We start from the raw sequence: 16,609 nt of genomic DNA, 5'->3' as shown, positions 1-16,609 counted from the left end.
CGGACAGTGAGGTAATGGAACCAAGGGGGCGCCTAGCTGCCGCTAGCCAATGGTCACCGGGACGACCGCTTTCCACCGCAGTCTGGATGTAGCGGGCTGAAGAGCGGACCGACAGTTTCTGGGAGATGCAGACGGACCTGCGCACGGCGAAAAATTGGGCGCAATACGGCCATCCGTTCCCGCGACTCTTTTTTGGTCGGACGCGGTCCTTGGCGGATGTTTCGCATCCGAACAACCCCATGAGGTCCGCCTGCTGGTCAAAGACGACGATGTGGTCGTAATTGAGAGCTATATCGGAATTGGGGCAGACACGCGATCATTCGCTCCCAAGGAGTCTTCCCGGTCATACACATGGTCAAATGGCAGAAGCCTTTTCAACCCGAAAGCTGCCGAAGCATACCGGAAGACCGGTCCCTCCCCGTCTTGCCGCACATTCAGGCGCGACAAGTCGTGCGAACTGTCCGCCGGTCACAATTGCGAGAAATCGTCCCCTTATCGGACACGACCATTTATGAGATGGAACAGCGTGGTGAGTTCCCACGACGCTTCAATCTGACCCCCCGCTGTGTTGTTTGGGATCTGGCGGAGGTCGAAGCCTGGGTTCAGGCAAGGCGAAACGCATCGTCTGCCGGCGCGATTGAAATTGCCCCAGGTCCAGACGTGCGGTCGCGGAAGACGAGACCTGTCAAATCGGATCGAGGATGATCGCCGCCCCGGCAGCCGGCTGGAGTACGGGCGTGTGCTTCTTGCCCACCGCCCATGCCTCAACCATGTCCGCCCATTCCTGCAGCATATGACGACGATGCGGCTCATATTCAGCCTTGTTATAAACACCGCGAGAGGTACGGCTGTCTTCGTGGGCAAGGCATTTTTCGATCCAGTCGCGATTGAATCCGATCTCGTTCAGGAGTGTCGAGCCGGTCCGCCGTAGGTCGTGCACTGTAAAGGGCGCAAGCGGCAATTCTTGTTTATTTGCGCGGTCGACAATGGCCATGGTGACCCGATTGAAGGTGGCGCGCGACATGGGTTCGTCGGCGTCATAGCGAGATGGCAGCACGTATCGCGAGTTCGCTGCGCATGTCTTGAGCGCAATCAGGATATCGAGGGATTGGCGGGACAGGTAGACGTTATGCGGCTTTTTCCGTTTCATTCGCTCTTTGGGAATGCTCCAAACAGCATTCTCAAAATCGACCTCGTCCCACGTCGCGTCCAGCAGTTCACCCTTCCGAACCATCGTGAGCAGGATCAGCTTTAGGCCGAGCCGTATCGTCGGCAACGTTGGCACATTTTCCAACTCGTTCAGCATGATTCGGATTTCTGCGGGGGACAATGCTCGGTCTTTTGCCTCAAACGTGGCAATCGAGGCCGGTCCTACCTCGTCCGCTGGATTGGGAATCTTCGCGCCGTGCAGAATGGCATGACCATAGATCTGCTTAACAATATCCCGGACATGAATGGCTGTTGCCGGCGCGCCGCGGTCGCGCACCTTAGCGCAGAGCGCCCGCAAGTCGTCAGCTGTTATTTCCGTGAGGAGTCTTTTGTCCCAAATCGGCAAGATGTCTCGATCGAAGATGGCTTTGCGCATTGAGCGCGTGCTATCCGCCATCTTGGCCTCCTTAAACCAGCCCCCGCCGGCATCGCCGAAGGTGGCCATTGCAGACAGGCGCCGCTTTTCACGCTGCTTTTCATGCGCCGGCGATTGTCCGGCTGCCACCATTTTTCGAGCGGCAATGCAGCGGTCGCGCGCCTCTGCTAGCGAGATGCCACCCTCACCATAGCGGCCCAGCGTGACTGTCTCTCGCCGACCATTCATTCGGTAGTCGTATCGGAACGAGATCTGCCCTGCGGGGGACACCGTGGCGTACATACCGTCACGATCAGCGACCTTGTATATTTTGTCTTTTGGTTTCAGCTTCTTAAGTGCAATGTCAGTGAGCATGGCGAGGACAATCTAAGCGCGTTTCCACATATCCAGCGCCAGATTTTACCGTCATCGATTTTACCGTCAAGTCCCAACCATATCGTCAAAAATTCAATGGCTTACCTAGAGATTAGCTAACGTACTAGGAAGCGAGGTCGTGACGGTACTAGCTTCAAGGGAGGATGATGGGAGAAGGGATGCCGTCAGGCTTACCGCCAAATGATTCCGCTTGTGGGCGATAGTCAGCGATAGGCAAAGAGAGGAAAGCTATTTAAATTCAATGAGTCAACTGTATGCCGCCGATAGCCACCGAATGCTGGCGAACGACCGAGCTTTATTCCCACTCGATTGTGCCCGGCGGCTTGCTCGTCACGTCGTAGACGACGCGGTTGATGCCGCGCACCTCGTTGATGATGCGGGTGGCGGCGGCGCCGAGGAACGCCATATCGTAGTGGTAGAAATCCGCCGTCATGCCGTCGACCGAGGTGACGGCGCGCAGCGCGCAGACGAATTCATAGGTGCGGCCGTCGCCCATGACGCCGACGGTCTGCACCGGCAGCAGCACGGCGAAGGCCTGCCAGATGGCGTCATAGAGGCCGGCCTTGCGGATTTCGTCGAGATAGATGGCATCGGCCTCGCGCAGGATCTCCAGCTTTTCGCGGGTGATGCCGCCCGGGCAGCGGATGGCAAGACCGGGTCCGGGAAACGGGTGCCGGCCGACGAAGCTGTCGGGCAGGCCGAGCTCCTTGCCGAGCACCCTAACCTCGTCCTTGAACAGTTCGCGCAGCGGCTCGACCAGTTGCATGTTCATGCGCTCGGGCAGGCCGCCGACATTGTGGTGCGACTTGATCGTCACCGACGGGCCGCCGGTGAAGGAGACGCTTTCGATGACGTCGGGATAGAGCGTGCCCTGCGCCAGGAAATCGGCGCCGCCGAGTTTCTCGGCCTCTTCCTCGAACACCTCGATGAACAGCCGGCCAATGGTCTTGCGCTTCTTTTCCGGATCCGACTCGCCCTCGAGCGCGCCGATAAAGCGGTCCGAGGCGTCGACCAGGATGAGCGGCAGATTGTAGTGCTGGCGAAACATCTCGACCACGCCTGATGCCTCGTCCTTGCGCATCAGCCCGTGGTCGACAAGGATGCAGGTGAGCTGGTCGCCGACCGCCTCGTGGATCAGCAGTGCTGCGACCGAGGAATCGACGCCGCCCGAAAGCGCGCAGATGACCTTGCCCTTGCCGACTTGCTTGCGGATCGTCTCGACCGCGTGCTCGCGGTAGGCGCGCATCGTCCAGTCGCCTTCGATGCCGGCGATCTTGTGGACGAAGTTTTGCAGCAGCCGGGCGCCGTCCGGCGTGTGCACCACTTCGGGGTGGAACATGATGCCGTACATCTTGCGCTCGACATTGCCGAAGATGGCGAAGGGCGAGCCTTCCGATTTGCCGAACACCTCGAATCCCTTGGGCAGCGAGATGACGCGGTCGCCATGGCTCATCCACACCTGGTGGCGCTGGCCGGGCGCCCACAGGCCCTCGAACAGCGGGCTGTCCTTCTGGATCTCGACGAAGGCACGGCCGAATTCGCGATGGTCGGAGCTTTCGGCGACGCCGCCCATCTGCACGCACATGGCCATCTGGCCATAGCAGATGCCGAGCACCGGCACGCCCGCGTCGAAGACAATCTGCGGCGCGCGCGGGCTGCCGATGTCGCCGGTCGAGGCCGGGCCGCCGGAGAGGATCACCGCCTTCGGATTGATGCGCCTGAACGCCGCTTCGGCCGACTGGAACGGCACGATCTCGGAAAAGACGCCGGCCTCTCGGATGCGCCTGGCGATGAGCTGCGTGAACTGGCTGCCGAAATCGACAATCAGGACGGTGTCGGGCAGGACGGTGTCGGGCAGGACGGTGTCGGGACGATTGGCTATCTTCATGGCGAGCGTTTAGAGAAAGAAACGAGTCGGCGCAATGGGTTGCGAAGGCGTCTCCCTCACTCCGTTTCCGCGTCATGCGATGGTCCAAACTGCAGCGCATCGGAGCCGATCGCCTGTTCCAGCCGCGTCACCGCGTCCGCCAGCTTCTCGTCGATGACATGGAGATACTCCTTCCAGTCGCCGACATGCCTGAGATCGGCAGCCCCGTCGGAAATGCCGCGCAGGCCGACGAGCGGCACGCCGAACAGTTGGCAGGCTCGCAGGCAGGCGAAGGTCTCCATATCGACCATGTCCTCGCCAATCGCATCATAGGCGCTGCCGGAAATGATCGCCGCGCCGGTCGACAGCGTCGCCTCACTTATGCCTGGAATCCTGAACGGCAGCGGCACCGACACCGGCAGGTCGAGAAACGGCGTCGCGCCCTTCTCGAAGCCCAAAGGCGAGGCGTCGATGTCGCGGTAGGCGACCGAAACGGCCTGGTAGATCTCCGTCTGTTCCAGTGTCCGGCTGCCGGCCGAGCCGAGCGACACGACGAGATCCGGCAGCGCCTTTTCAGATTTGAGCCATGACAGTTCCGCGCCCAGCCTGACACCCGCTTCGACCGGCCCCACCCCTGTCATGACAGGCGTGAACAGCCGCTGCAGATGCGGCCCGTATTCGGCCTGCGCCGCCATCACGAAGAGGACGCCCCTGCCGGCAATTCTGACGGCCTTGCGCATCGGATCAGCCTTCGATGCCATCGCGACCGACCACCGTCATCATCGTTCCAGTCATGGTGGCGATCAGCTTGGCCTCGCCGTCGACGGCGAAGGCATAGGCCTGGCCGTCGGCAACGATGATGGTGCGGCCGGGCTTGGTCACCGAGCCGCGGAACAGAAAACGCTCGCCCCGGCCCGGCGCCAGCAGATTGACCTTGAACTCGATGGTCAGCACACTGGAGCTTTCCGGCATCAGCGAGAACGCGGCATAGCCGCAGGCCGAGTCCAGGGCCGTCGAAATGACGCCGGCATGGAGGAAGCCATGCTGCTGAGTCAGCGCCGCCGAATAGGGCATCTCGATCTCGATGATGCCCGGCGTCACCAACGTCAGCTCGGCGCCGATCGTCATCATGGCGTTCTGGCGCGCGAAGGACGTCCTGACACGATCCTCATAATTGGGGGCGGGCACGATCTCTGCTGCCATAGCTTGTCACGCTCCTGTCAGAAAAGCTTATTGCAGAGGTATGAGCGGCAGGCAATCGCTATTGCTGCACTGCAGCAATCAGCCCGCCGGCAAGGTTCAGCCATCCTTGCGCAGTGCGCAGACATAAAACCCATCGGTACCGCTCAACGCCGGCGACAGCGAAATGCCGCCTGCTCCGATACGCGCTGCCGCCTCGTGGCCCGGAAAACGGCTGTCCCAGAGCTGGCGGTGATCGACCGGGACAAAGCCGCTGTTACGATCCCTGAAGGCAGCGACCTGCTCGCCATTCTCCTCGTCGAACACCGAGCAGGTGATGTAGACCAGCAGCCCGCCCGGTTTGACGAAGGTTTTGGCGACATCGAGGATCGCCGATTGCTCGCCCTTGCGCGCATCGAGCTGCTTCTGCGTCAGCCGCCATTTGGCATCGGGCCGGCGCCGCCAGGTGCCGCTCCCGGTGCAGGGCGCGTCGACCACGACGATGTCCATGTGGCCCGCGAGGGGGCTTAGTTCCGTCGGCTTGGTGACGATTTGCACGTTGCGGTTTTCCGAGCGGCGGATACGGTCGAAAATCGGCGCCAGCCGCGCTTTTTCGGAATCATGGGCAAAAACCTGGCCGCGATTGTCCATCGCCGCCGACAGGGCCAGCGTCTTGCCGCCGGCTCCGGCACAGAAGTCGAGAACCTGCATCCCGGCCTCGGCGCCAGCCAGCGTGGCGGCAATCTGCGAGCCTTCGTCCTGGACCTCGAACCAGCCTTTCTGGAAGGCCGGTTCGGCCTGCACGTTCGGGTGCCTGCCGTCGCTCGCGATCGGCGGAATGCGGATGCCGTGCGGCGCAATTCGTGCAGCCTTGGCGCTGGTCTCGGCCAGTTCGGCGAGCACCTTGTTGCGATCGGCCTTCAGCGTGTTGACCCTGAGGTCGAGCGGCGGGCGGGTCGCCAGCGCCGCACCTTCATCGACCCAGCAGGCGCCGAAGGCCTGCTCGAAAAGCGGTTCGCACCAATCCGGAATATCGGCGCGCACCGCCGGCGGCGCATCGTCGAGCCGGCGGTCAGCGATGGCCTTCAGTTCATCGTCGTTCAACAGCGGCGGCGCAAACTTGTCACCGTCGAGCGCTTCGTTCAACGACTGCGCCGTCTGGTTCCATTCGAGCAGCAGCGCGCCAAAACCGATGGCGCGCGGCGTATCTTCGCCCAACAGCCAGCCGGCCGAGCGCTTTCGCCGCAGCGCGTCGTAGACGATGTTGCCGATCGCGGCGCGATCGCCGCCGCCGGCGAAGCGGTGCGACAGCCCCCAATCCTTCAGTGCATCGGCGACCGGCCGGTGCCGCCGGCCGATATCCTCCAGCACTTCGATGGCTGCTGCCAGCCGTCCGCCCAGTCGCATCTTGTGATTCCGTTACTCAGCAAATCAATTCCGGGGTCCTGCTCTAAAGCGCGCGACCGGCGCGCACAAGCGGGGGAGAGTCCTGGAGGCAGAGGGCAGTCGCTTCAAGTTTGCGCTGCCCCTCACCCTTACCCTCTCCCCGTGAGAACACCAGATCAAACCCAGCTCTCTTGATATCAGCGACCCTCGCATTGCTATGCTTTTAAACTTTTGAAGTTGCGATAGTCTTCCGCTGCGTGATTCGCCAAGAACTCCAAGCGGATCGGCGGGAAATTACGTGGAGAGGGCAATGAAGACTTACCTGGCGGAAGTTCTAGGCACATTTCTACTGGTGTTCATCGGCACGGCTTCGGTGGTGACGGGCGGCTTCGGCGGCGCGCTGCCGCTCGGCCAGGAAGGCATCGGTCTGGCATTCGGCATCGGCCTGATCGCGGCGGCTTATGCGATCGGCCCGATCTCGGGTGCACATCTCAACCCGGCGGTGACGCTCGGCGTGTTCCTCGCCGGCCGAATGGAGGCCAAGAACGTCATCCCCTACTGGATCGCGCAGGTCATCGGCGCCATCATTGCGTCGCTGGCGCTGTGGATCATCGTCTCCGGGCAGGTCGGCGGCCATACCGGCGGCTTCGGCGCCAATGGCTGGGATGCGACGAAGTGGGGTCTCAGCTCGGCGTTCCTGTGGGAACTGATCGGAACCTTCACCTTTGTCACGGTCATCCTCGGCGTCACCAGCGGCAGCCACGCGACGGCCTTTGCCGGCCTCGTCATCGGCCTGACGCTGGCAGGACTGCACTTCGCCATCATTCCGGTGACCGGCACATCGCTCAATCCGGCCCGCTCGATCGGCCCGGCGCTGTTTTCGGGAGGTGCGGCGATCGGCCAGCTCTGGCTGTTCATCGTCGCACCGCTGATCGGCGGCGCCATCGCCGGCGTGGTCGCCAAGACCCGTATCTTCGAGAAGGACTGACAGGCTTTGGTCTGACAAAAAGGCGCGGGACCCGGCCCGCGCCTTTTTGTTTGAGGTTCGAAAAACTTATCCAGGCGGGACGCTACCCGCTCCGGGCCTTGGCCGATCAGGCAAGTTCGAAGCGATCGGCGTTCATCACCTTGTTCCACGCCGCCACGAAGTCGTTGGCAAATTTCTCCTCCGCGTCCGCGGTCGCATAGACTTCCGCCAACGCGCGCAGCTGGGCATGCGAACCGAAGATGAGGTCAACGCGGGTGCCGCTCCACTTGAGCTCGCCTGTCGTCCGATCGCGTCCTTCGAACAATTCCTTGGCCTCCGATGTCGACTTCCACACCGTTCCCATGTCGAGCAGGTTGACGAAGAAGTCGTTGGTCAGCGTCTCAGGCCGCTTGGTGAAGACGCCGTGCGTTGACTGCTCGGCATTTGCGCCGAGCACGCGCAGGCCGCCGACGAGGACTGCCATCTCCGGCGCCGTCAGCGTCAGCAATTGCGCCCGGTCGACCAGCGCCTCCTCGGGCGACAAACGCTGCGGGCCGCTGAGATAGTTGCGGAAACCGTCGGCGGTCGGTTCGAGCGGGGCGAAGGAGTCGACGTCGGTCTGCTCCTGGGAGGCATCCATGCGAGCCGGCGTGAACGGAACCTTCACCTCGTTGCCGGCGTCCTTCGCGGCCTTTTCGATTGCGGCGCCGCCGCCAATGACGATCAGGTCGGCAAGCGAGACTTTCTTGTCGCCGGACTGCGAAGCATTGAACTCCTTGCGGATCGCTTCGAGCTTCTCCAGCACCTTCGCCAGCTGAGCCGGCTGGTTGACGTCCCAGTCCTTCTGCGGCGCCAGGCGAATGCGCGCGCCGTTGGCGCCACCGCGCTTGTCGGAACCACGGAAGGTCGAGGCGGACGCCCAGGCCGTCGAGACCAGCTGCGGCACCGAAAGGCCGGAGGCGAGGATTTTTGACTTCAGGGCGGCCACGTCCAGCTCATCGACCAGCACATGATCGACGGCAGGGATAGGATCCTGCCACGGCAGCTCTTCCTTGGGCACGAGCGGGCCGAGATAGCGCACGAGCGGGCCCATGTCGCGGTGGGTCAGCTTGTACCATGCGCGGGCGAAGGCATCGGCGAACTGGTCCGGATTCTGATGGAAGCGCCGCGAGATCTTTTCGTAGGCAGGATCGAACCGCAGAGCGAGGTCGGTGGTCAGCATCGAAGGCGCGTGACGCTTTGCCGGGTTGTGGGCATCGGGCACAGTGCCGGCGCCGGCGCCGCCCTTCGGCGTCCACTGGTGCGCGCCGGCCGGGCTCTTGATCAACTCCCATTCGAAGCCGAACAAATTGTCGAAGAAGTTGTTGCCCCATTTCGTCGGCGTCGTCGTCCACGTCACTTCCAGGCCGCTGCCGATCGCGTCACCGCCTTTGCCGGTGCCAAACGTGCTCGCCCAGCCGAGGCCCTGCTCTTCGATGCCGGCTGCTTCCGGCTCGGGGCCAACCAGCGTCGCATCGCCGGCGCCGTGGGTCTTGCCGAAGGTGTGGCCGCCGGCGATGAGCGCGACGGTCTCCTCATCGTTCATGGCCATGCGCGCAAAGGTCTCGCGGATATCGCGCGCCGCGGCCAACGGGTCCGGATTGCCGTTCGGCCCTTCCGGGTTGACGTAGATCAGACCCATCTGCACGGCGGCAAGAGGGTTCTGGAGATCGCGTTCGCCGCTGTAGCGCTCGTCGGCCAGCCACTTGCCTTCAGGGCCCCAGTAGATGTCCTGTTCGGGCTCCCAGACATCGGCGCGCCCGCCGGCAAAACCGAAGGTCTTGAAGCCCATCGATTCCAGGGCGACGTTGCCGGTGAGAATCATCAGGTCGGCCCAGGAGATCTTGCGGCCGTATTTCTGCTTGATCGGCCACAGCAGCCGGCGAGCCTTGTCGAGATTGACGTTGTCCGGCCAGCTGTTGAGCGGCGCGAAGCGCTGCTGGCCGGCTCCGGCGCCGCCACGGCCGTCGCCGATGCGGTAGGTGCCGGCGCTGTGCCAGGCCATGCGGATGAACAGCGGCCCGTAATGGCCAAAGTCGGCCGGCCACCACTCCTGCGAGTCCGTCATCAAGGCATGCAAGTCCTTGATCACGGCGTTCAGGTCGAGACTTTTGAACTCCTTGGCGTAATCGAATGCCTCGCCCATCGGATCGGACAGTGCGGACTGCTGGTGAAGTACCTGCACATTCAGCTGGTTCGGCCACCAGTCACGGTTGGCCCTGGCGATAGTTGTGTGCACGACCGGGCATTTTCCGGCGCTGGTGTCATCGGTCTTTGCGTCCATCGTTCTCTCCAATTTCTGAATTTTCCGGGATTTGTCGTTTTCCGGGATTGTCGATCTTCCGGGGATTTGATGATTTTCCGGACGGGCCCTGAGCCACGCCACTCTGGAACGGTTCCAGACTAGGCCGCATTGCCGATAAAAACAAATTGCCTTTCCAGTTTGTTGCGATAGATTTTCCTTATGATTGGTCTCACCGTCCGGCAGATGCAATATTTCGAAGCACTGGCACAGACGCTGCATTTCGGCCGCGCCGCGAAACTGGCCGGCGTCAGCCAGCCGGCGCTGTCGTCGCAGATCGCGGAGATGGAGCTGCGGCTGAATTGCCGGCTGTTCGAGCGCGGCGGCAAATCGGTTCGGATGACCGACGAGGCACTGGCCATGCTGCCACGTATCGAGCGCATTCTTGCCGACATCCGCGAAATCGAGACCACGGCCCGGCGTGGCCGCCCCGCCATGGAAGGGCGCTTCCGGCTCGGCATCATCCCGACGGTGGCGCCCTATCTGCTGCCGCATGTGCTGCCGGAACTAAAACGGCATTTCCCGGCCTTGCAGCTCGAATTGCGTGAAGCGGTGACCGCCTCGCTGGTCGAGGACACCGCCCTGGGAAAGCTCGACGCCTTCATTGCGGCCCTTCCCCTCGATCAGCCCGGACTGATCACCGAGCCGCTTTTCTCCGACCGGTTCTTCCTTGCCGTGCCGGCCGGCGATCCCGCATTCGCCTCGCCGCCAGTGCCGCCGGAAAGCCCGGCGTTGGAAAGGCTGATGCTGCTGGAGGAAGGCCACTGCCTGCGCGAACAGGCGCTTGCCGTCTGCGGCAGCGTGCGGCCGGTGGCAATGGCGAGCTATGGCGCGACGAGCCTGACGACGCTGCTGCAGATGGTGGCGCACGGGCTCGGCGTCACGCTTATCCCGGAAATGGCGGCAGGGCCGGCCAGCGCCATGCGCGATTTGAAGATCGTGCCGTTCCAGGAGCCGATGCCGCAGCGCACGATCTGCCTCGCCTGGCGGCGCAACAAGGTCCGGCATGACGAATGCGTCGAACTGGCCAAGATCATCCGCGGGCTGGACGAGGAGGTGCTGGCTGCGTGAGGGTGGGGACGTTGGCCAGAGGGTCCGACCGCCTTGGCATGCCGCGCAGCAGTCCTACATTCGTTATGGAGGCCAGAACAAGGATAAGCGCCGACTAAAAAATCGTCGAATGCGGAAACATATTGGCGCTTGTGCCCGACCGAGCGCCCGATGCCCCGATGTCACCGGCAGCGAAACTGGTTGCGCAAGGGGCGAGTTCGCATATTCTGGTTGTGGCAGAAGCGTTTACAACAATGGGAGGAGTAAATGTCCGACAATAAAATCTCGCGTCGCGGGTTCCTGGAAAAGTCCACCGCCATCACCGCCGGTGCGGCTGCAGCGACGACGCTCTCGGCCCCGGCCGTACTGGCGCAGGCGCCGGTGACCATCAAGATGCAGACCTCCTGGCCTGCTTCCGACATCTGGATGGATTTCGCGCGGCTATACATAGAGCGCGTCGAAAAGATGTCGGGCGGCCGGCTGAAGTTCGAGCTCCTGCCCGCGGGTGCGGTCGTCGGCGCGTTCCAGGTGCTGGATGGCGTCAATGACGGCGTCATCGACGCTGCGCACACCGTCCCCGTCTATTGGTACGGCAAGCACAAGGCCGCGTCGCTTTTCGGAACTGGCCCTGTGTTCGGCGGCAGCGCCACCACCATGCTTGCCTGGTTCCACCAGGGCGGCGGCAAGGATCTCTACCGCGAGCTGACGCAGGACATCATGGGCCTCAACGTGGTCGGCTTCTATGGCTTCCCGATGCCGGCGCAGCCGTTCGGCTGGTTCAAGAATCCTGTCACGACCCCCGCCGAACTGCAGGGATTCAAGTATCGGACGGTGGGTCTTGCCGCAGATCTCATGCAGAACCTCGGCCTCAGCGTGGCGCAGTTGCCCGGCGGTGAAATCGTGCCGGCCATGGAGCGCGGGGTTATCGACGCCTTCGAATTCAACAATCCGTCATCCGACCTTCGCTTCGGTTCGCAGGACGTCGCCAAGAACTATATCTTGTCGTCCTATCATCAGGCTAGCGAGTCATTCGAATTCCTGTTCAACAAGGACGTATTCGACGACCTCGACGACGATTTGAAGGCCATTCTCGAATATGGCGTCGAGGCGGCCAGCACCGCGACCACTGCAGTCGCCCTCGACAACTATTCGGCCGACCTGCAGAAACTGCAGACCGAGCACGGTGTCACCGTGCACCGCACCTCCAAGGAGATTCTCGACGCACAACTCCAGGCCTGGGACAAGATCATCCCGACGCTGGAGGCGGATGCGTTCATGAAGCGGGTGCTCGATAGCCAGCGCCAATGGGTCGAACGCGTCGTCTACTACGAGCTTATGAATTCAGCCGACCTGACACTGGCATACGAACATTACTTCCCCGGCAAGCTGAAGCTCTAATTCGCGTCTCCGCTTCGGCAAATCCGGCGGTTTTGCGGACCGCCGGATTGTATCTGACGGAACCCAGTAAATGCTCCGTTACATTGCGTTCGCCGATGAACTTTCGGCATGGTTTGGAAAGGTGTTCGCCTGGAGCGTCGTCGTTATGACGCTCGGCGTGAGCTATGAGGTCGTCGTGCGATACCTGTTCAGCGCGCCGACTGCGTGGGCATTCGACCTCAGCTACATGCTCTACGGCACCATGTTCATGATGGCCGGCGCTTACACCTTGTCGCGAGACGGGCATGTGCGCGGCGATTTCATCTACCGGCTGTGGCGGCCGCGCGTGCAAGCGGCGGTCGAACTTGTCCTCTACTTCATTTTCTTCTTCCCAGGCGTCACGGCGCTGATTCTGGCCGGCTGGAAGTATGCCGCACGCAGCTTTCGCTATCTCGAAGTAAGCTCGAACAGCCCGGCCGGGATTCCGATCTTTCAGTTCAAGGCCGTCATCGTGGCGGCAGGCATCCTGCTCTTCGTGCAGGGGATTGCTCAGGTGTTCCGCTGCGTCGTCTGTCTGCGAACCGGAACATGGCCGCGCGCGGCTGAAGACGTGGAAGAGACCGAGAAGGTGCTGATGGAAGCCAAGACGCTCGATGTTCTGCATCACGGTTCGGAGGCAGTCGACCTCCCGTTCCTCCATCCCGACAATCAACCCGACCGCGACGGAGAAGACAGATGAGCGATCCTCAGGTCGCCGTCGCGATGCTGCTCATTCTGCTTCTGGCGATCTTCCTTGGCTTCCCGGTTGCGTTCACTTTGATGGCGCTCGGGGTCGCCTTTGGCTACTACGCTTATTTAAATCCGGGACGGATGTGGCGCGCCTACGAACGGGCGGTTGAGGATGGCGCCGACGGCTGGACGCTTACGGAGCATTGGATCGGCGGCTTCTTCAACAACCGCATTTTCGATCTGTTCGTGAATCAGACCTATTCTGTGATCTCGAACGACGTGCTGACCGCCATCCCGCTTTTCCTGTTCATGGGCTACATCGTCGAGCGGTCCAATATCATCGAGCGTCTTTTCGGCACCCTCTATATCGCCACCCGGCGCGTTCCCGGCTCCATGGCGGTCGCCGCCCTCATCACCTGCACCCTTTTCGCAACGGCCACAGGCATTGTCGGCGCGGTCGTGACACTGATGGGTCTGCTGGCGTTTCCCGCCATGCTGAAGGCGCGTTACGACGTCAGCTATGCCTCGGGAGTGATCTGCGCCGGCGGAACCCTCGGCATCCTCATTCCGCCGTCGATTCTGCTCATCGTCTATGGCGCGACGGCGGGTGTGTCGGTGGTCCGCATGTATGCGGCAGCCCTGCTTCCGGGACTGCTGCTTGCCGGCCTTTATCTGATCTATGTGGTGGCGAAGGCGGTGCTGCAGCCGCAGCTGGCGCCGAAGCCGACCCGAGACGAGGTAGGCCACTATTCGGTCCTGCAAATCAGCTGGATGCTGCTGACCTCCTTCGTCCCTCTGGCGGTCCTGATCCTTGCGGTGCTCGGCGCTATCCTGTTCGGCCTTGCCACGCCTTCGGAGGCTGCCGCCATCGGCGCGCTCGGCGGCGTCGTGCTGGCCGCCGCCTACCGGGCGCTGACGTGGCAACGCCTGAAGGAGTCCGTCTATTTGACGGCGCGAACGACCGCGATGGTGTGCTGGCTGTTCGTCGGCTCCGCGACCTTCGCCTCGGTCTTTGCCTATCTGGGAGGCCAGCAACTGATCAGCGATTTCGTCACCGGCCTCGACATGTCGCCGCTGATGTTTTTGATCGTCGCCCAGATCATCATCTTCATCCTGGGCTGGCCGCTGGAATGGACGGAGATTATCGTGATCTTCGTTCCGATCTTCCTGCCGCTATTGGCGCATTTCGAGATCGATCCGCTGTTTTTCGGCGTGCTCGTCGCAGTCAACCTTCAGACGGCCTTTTTGTCGCCGCCCATGGCGATGTCGGCCTACTACCTCAAGGGCATTTCGCCGCCGCATGTTCAGCTTTCGGATATTTTCCGCGGAATGATGCCCTATATGCTGATCGTTATCCTGTGCATGGTCATCATCTACGTCTTCCCGCAGATCGTGTACGGGCTGCCCAACCTGATCTACGGGGGCTGAGGCGCGATGCCGCGGCGAGTGGAGGACAATAGATGAATTTGAGCCGCTTCCTGGCCGTCTTGGCGTTTGTTGTCTTTCTGGCGTTTTTTGGCGTCGTAATCCGGTTCGTCCCGCATCCCGATCTAGGCGTTGCGGTCGGCATTGGCGTCCTCCTTGCGGGCTACGATCTATGGAGCCAGTTGAGGTCTCGCGCGAGGTAACAGCCGGGCTTTGGGCGGTCGCGGGAAAGCTGCAAGGCTGCAGCTTCGATGCGGGCAATGAGCCGAACCGTCCGCTCGGCCTGAGAAACATCAATTCAATCAAATCCTCGTGAATTGTACCGGACGCCCGGAACCGCAGACGCGTTCCCGGCATTGATTTTGCGGAGGAATCTGCGTCCAGAACAGGGAGCAGTGTTATGGCTTACCGTGATTATATCCATACGCCGGTGACGCCACGTGACATCCGATGGGGACTCCAGCAGGGGGCCGTCGCGGGTATTGTCGCAGGCATCGTCTTTGCGGCGTTCGAAATGGCGGCGAGTGCGTTCATGATGGGGGCGGAAGCGTTCTTCATGCCCCTGCGCATGATCGGCGCCATCGCGCTTGGACCGGAAGCCCTCGATCCCGGCTACCCGCTCTTGACGGCCAGCATCGCCGGCGTGGTCGTGCATTTGATCCTGGCCATCGCCTATGGGATCGTGTTCGGGGAGATTGCCGCAATGCTGCGAGGGCGAGCAGCCTTCATCGGTCTCGGCAGCATCTTTGGACTCGCCTTGTGGCTCGTCAATTTCTATGTGATCGCGCCGATCGCATTCCCCTGGTTCCTGCAAGCAAGCCCGGTCGTGCAGTTCATTGCCCACACATTCTTCTTCGGTACCGTCCTCGGCTGGTACCTGTGGAAGTCGCACCAGAGAAGCGGGCTCGAAGGACCGGCGGTTTAGCCTTGCCAGCACCGACCTGGCACAGTCGGATTGAAGCGGAAAGACAGCGGTGATCACCGGCGCTTCTTGGCATCGGGCGTGCGCTTCGCACGAGTGTGCGAAGGTCGCTTTGATCGCCCGCGACCCGACGCTGCTGCAGATGGTGGCGCATGGGCTCGGGCGTCACGCTCATCCCGGAAATAGCGGCAGGACCAGCCAGCGCCATTGCGCGATCTGGAGATCGTGCCCACTCCAGGAACCGATGCCGCAGCGCCATCTGCCTCGTCTGGCGGCGCAAGAAGATGCGGCACGACGAATGCGTCGAAGTGGCAAGATCATCCGCGCAATGGCTGAGGTGGTGTGCAATTAATCAGGTAGAGTAGAAGAGAAACTGAGCAGTCAATCGACGATACGTCGCGGGCCGTCCGTGAGCAGACGCTCGGCTTGTCCGATCATGTCGTCGATCACGCGTCCAGCCGACTCCACGCTTCGGATCACTCCGGCCACTTCCCCCATCAAAACGCCGGTGTTCTCGGCATCGCCAGCGTAAAAGGCGTCCCAATAGTCGCTGCTCTGGATGGCCAGCGTCGGCGCTTCAGTCAGCTGACCTTCGCGGCCATGCCAGGCGGCGACAAATCGAGTCCTCAGCACGCGCGCGACGAATTCGTCTGTCGGCCAACGATAGTTGCGGGCGATGTCGACAGTTGTGGTCTTGATCGGCGCATCGCCATCGGCGGCGATGATAGCCTCCTGGAATCCGCGCGGCGCAGCGGACTCTGCAGTCGCCATGAACCGCGTGCCGACCAGGACGCCGTCGGCGCCGAGCATCAATGCCGCGGCAAGCGCTCGACCGTCGCCAACGCCACCCGCCGCCACGAGAAGCGTCTGAGGCGCCTGTTTCGCGAGAAGATCGGCAATCTCGGGAACGAGTGTGAAGGTCGAGCGGGGACCGCTGTGGGCCGCCGGCTTCATTGCCCTGCGCCACAATTGCATCTGCGCCGACGTCGAGCGCCTCGCGGGCGTGCAACATCGACTGGGCTTGGCAGATGAAAGGCACTCGCGCTTCTCTGATATGCGCGGCGAAGGGTGCTGGCGAGCCGAATGAAAGCATCAGCGCCGCGGGTTGCCGCTCCAGCACGCGGTCGAGCAGATACGGCCTGGTTGCCAGCGACCATGTAATAAACCCACATCCGACACGGGCGTTGACTGCGGCGGCAAACTCCTTGTCCAGCCAGGCTTCGTCGCCGTAGCCGCCGCCGATCAAACCGAGCCCGCCGGCATGCGACACCGCTGCTGCAAGCCGTCCGCCTGCCATCACGCCCATAGGAGCGAGGAGGATGGGATGCCTGATCGCAAAACGTTCGGTCAGTCGGGTTTTGAGTGGCACGGTTCGCGCTCGCCAAATCATCGAAGGGATACCGAAG

The 16,609-nt window shown here is 62.2% G+C and carries 14 protein-coding genes; 7 read left to right on the top strand and 7 right to left on the bottom strand.

Translation table 11 applies throughout. The features are described 5' to 3' along the window. Positions 1-351: 351 nt before the first annotated feature. Positions 352-705, top strand: a complete 354-nt coding sequence (locus AC0L2M_RS06480; RefSeq protein WP_473534361.1) for a helix-turn-helix transcriptional regulator — start codon at positions 352-354, stop codon at positions 703-705. Here AC0L2M_RS06480 and AC0L2M_RS06475 read toward each other — a convergent pair. The 5 genes from AC0L2M_RS06475 to AC0L2M_RS06455 form a co-directional block, all read right to left on the bottom strand. After that, positions 686-1,939 carry a tyrosine-type recombinase/integrase gene (locus tag AC0L2M_RS06475; protein WP_473534360.1) on the bottom strand — a complete coding sequence of 418 codons (1,254 nt, stop codon included), beginning with the start codon at positions 1,937-1,939 and terminating at the stop codon, positions 686-688. The genes AC0L2M_RS06480 and AC0L2M_RS06475 overlap by 20 nt on opposite strands. 316 nt (positions 1,940-2,255) lie before the next feature. Then, complete coding sequence (gene guaA, locus AC0L2M_RS06470; RefSeq protein ID WP_023800374.1) at positions 2,256-3,848, bottom strand: glutamine-hydrolyzing GMP synthase; 1,593 nt, start codon at positions 3,846-3,848, stop codon at positions 2,256-2,258. 56 nt (positions 3,849-3,904) lie between these two features. Beyond that, positions 3,905-4,567, bottom strand: coding sequence for a 5'-methylthioadenosine/S-adenosylhomocysteine nucleosidase (locus tag AC0L2M_RS06465; protein ID WP_473534359.1), 663 nt, complete (start codon positions 4,565-4,567; stop codon positions 3,905-3,907). A 4-nt stretch (positions 4,568-4,571) separates the two neighbouring features. Next, entirely contained in the window at positions 4,572-5,030 is a 459-nt protein-coding gene (locus AC0L2M_RS06460) for a PaaI family thioesterase (RefSeq protein WP_023800372.1), read from the bottom strand. A gap of 96 nt (positions 5,031-5,126) precedes the next feature. Beyond that, positions 5,127-6,413: an RsmB/NOP family class I SAM-dependent RNA methyltransferase gene (locus tag AC0L2M_RS06455; RefSeq protein ID WP_473534358.1), complete on the bottom strand. Its 1,287-nt coding sequence runs from the start codon at positions 6,411-6,413 to the stop codon at positions 5,127-5,129. A gap of 289 nt (positions 6,414-6,702) precedes the next feature. Between AC0L2M_RS06455 and AC0L2M_RS06450 the strand changes: the two genes are divergently transcribed. Continuing rightward, positions 6,703-7,380, top strand: coding sequence for an aquaporin (locus AC0L2M_RS06450; RefSeq protein ID WP_023800370.1), 678 nt, complete (start codon positions 6,703-6,705; stop codon positions 7,378-7,380). A 106-nt stretch (positions 7,381-7,486) separates the two neighbouring features. Here AC0L2M_RS06450 and katG read toward each other — a convergent pair whose 3' ends face one another. Further along, positions 7,487-9,682 (bottom strand): catalase/peroxidase HPI, encoded by a 2,196-nt coding sequence (gene katG, locus AC0L2M_RS06445; RefSeq protein WP_473534357.1) that lies wholly within the window; start codon positions 9,680-9,682, stop codon positions 7,487-7,489. Positions 9,683-9,862: 180 nt separating this feature from the next. On the opposite strand from katG, the gene AC0L2M_RS06440 reads away from it, so the two are divergent. The 5 genes from AC0L2M_RS06440 (at position 9,863) to AC0L2M_RS06420 (ending at position 15,206) form a co-directional block, all read left to right on the top strand. Beyond that, on the top strand, positions 9,863-10,771 hold the full coding sequence (locus AC0L2M_RS06440) for a hydrogen peroxide-inducible genes activator (RefSeq protein WP_473534356.1): 909 nt from the start codon (positions 9,863-9,865) through the stop codon (positions 10,769-10,771). A 246-nt stretch (positions 10,772-11,017) separates the two neighbouring features. After that, entirely contained in the window at positions 11,018-12,148 is a 1,131-nt protein-coding gene (locus AC0L2M_RS06435) for a TRAP transporter substrate-binding protein (RefSeq protein ID WP_023800367.1), read from the top strand. Positions 12,149-12,218: 70 nt separating this feature from the next. Beyond that, on the top strand, positions 12,219-12,866 hold the full coding sequence (locus AC0L2M_RS06430; protein ID WP_023800366.1) for a TRAP transporter small permease subunit: 648 nt from the start codon (positions 12,219-12,221) through the stop codon (positions 12,864-12,866). Then, positions 12,863-14,284: a TRAP transporter large permease gene (locus AC0L2M_RS06425; RefSeq protein ID WP_023800365.1), complete on the top strand. Its 1,422-nt coding sequence runs from the start codon at positions 12,863-12,865 to the stop codon at positions 14,282-14,284. The genes AC0L2M_RS06430 and AC0L2M_RS06425 overlap by 4 nt, the downstream gene beginning before the upstream one ends. A gap of 397 nt (positions 14,285-14,681) precedes the next feature. Then, on the top strand, positions 14,682-15,206 hold the full coding sequence (locus tag AC0L2M_RS06420; protein WP_473534355.1) for a hypothetical protein: 525 nt from the start codon (positions 14,682-14,684) through the stop codon (positions 15,204-15,206). A 378-nt stretch (positions 15,207-15,584) separates the two neighbouring features. On the opposite strand, the gene AC0L2M_RS06415 is transcribed toward AC0L2M_RS06420, so the two are convergent. Then, complete coding sequence (locus tag AC0L2M_RS06415; protein WP_287258597.1) at positions 15,585-16,157, bottom strand: NAD(P)H-dependent flavin oxidoreductase; 573 nt, start codon at positions 16,155-16,157, stop codon at positions 15,585-15,587. Positions 16,158-16,609: the final 452 nt, after the last annotated feature.

This window comes from Mesorhizobium sp. WSM4806 (genome assembly GCF_055811635.1).
The sequence above is the reverse complement of the archived record's forward strand: the minus strand, read 5'-3'. Positions and strand labels throughout refer to the sequence as shown.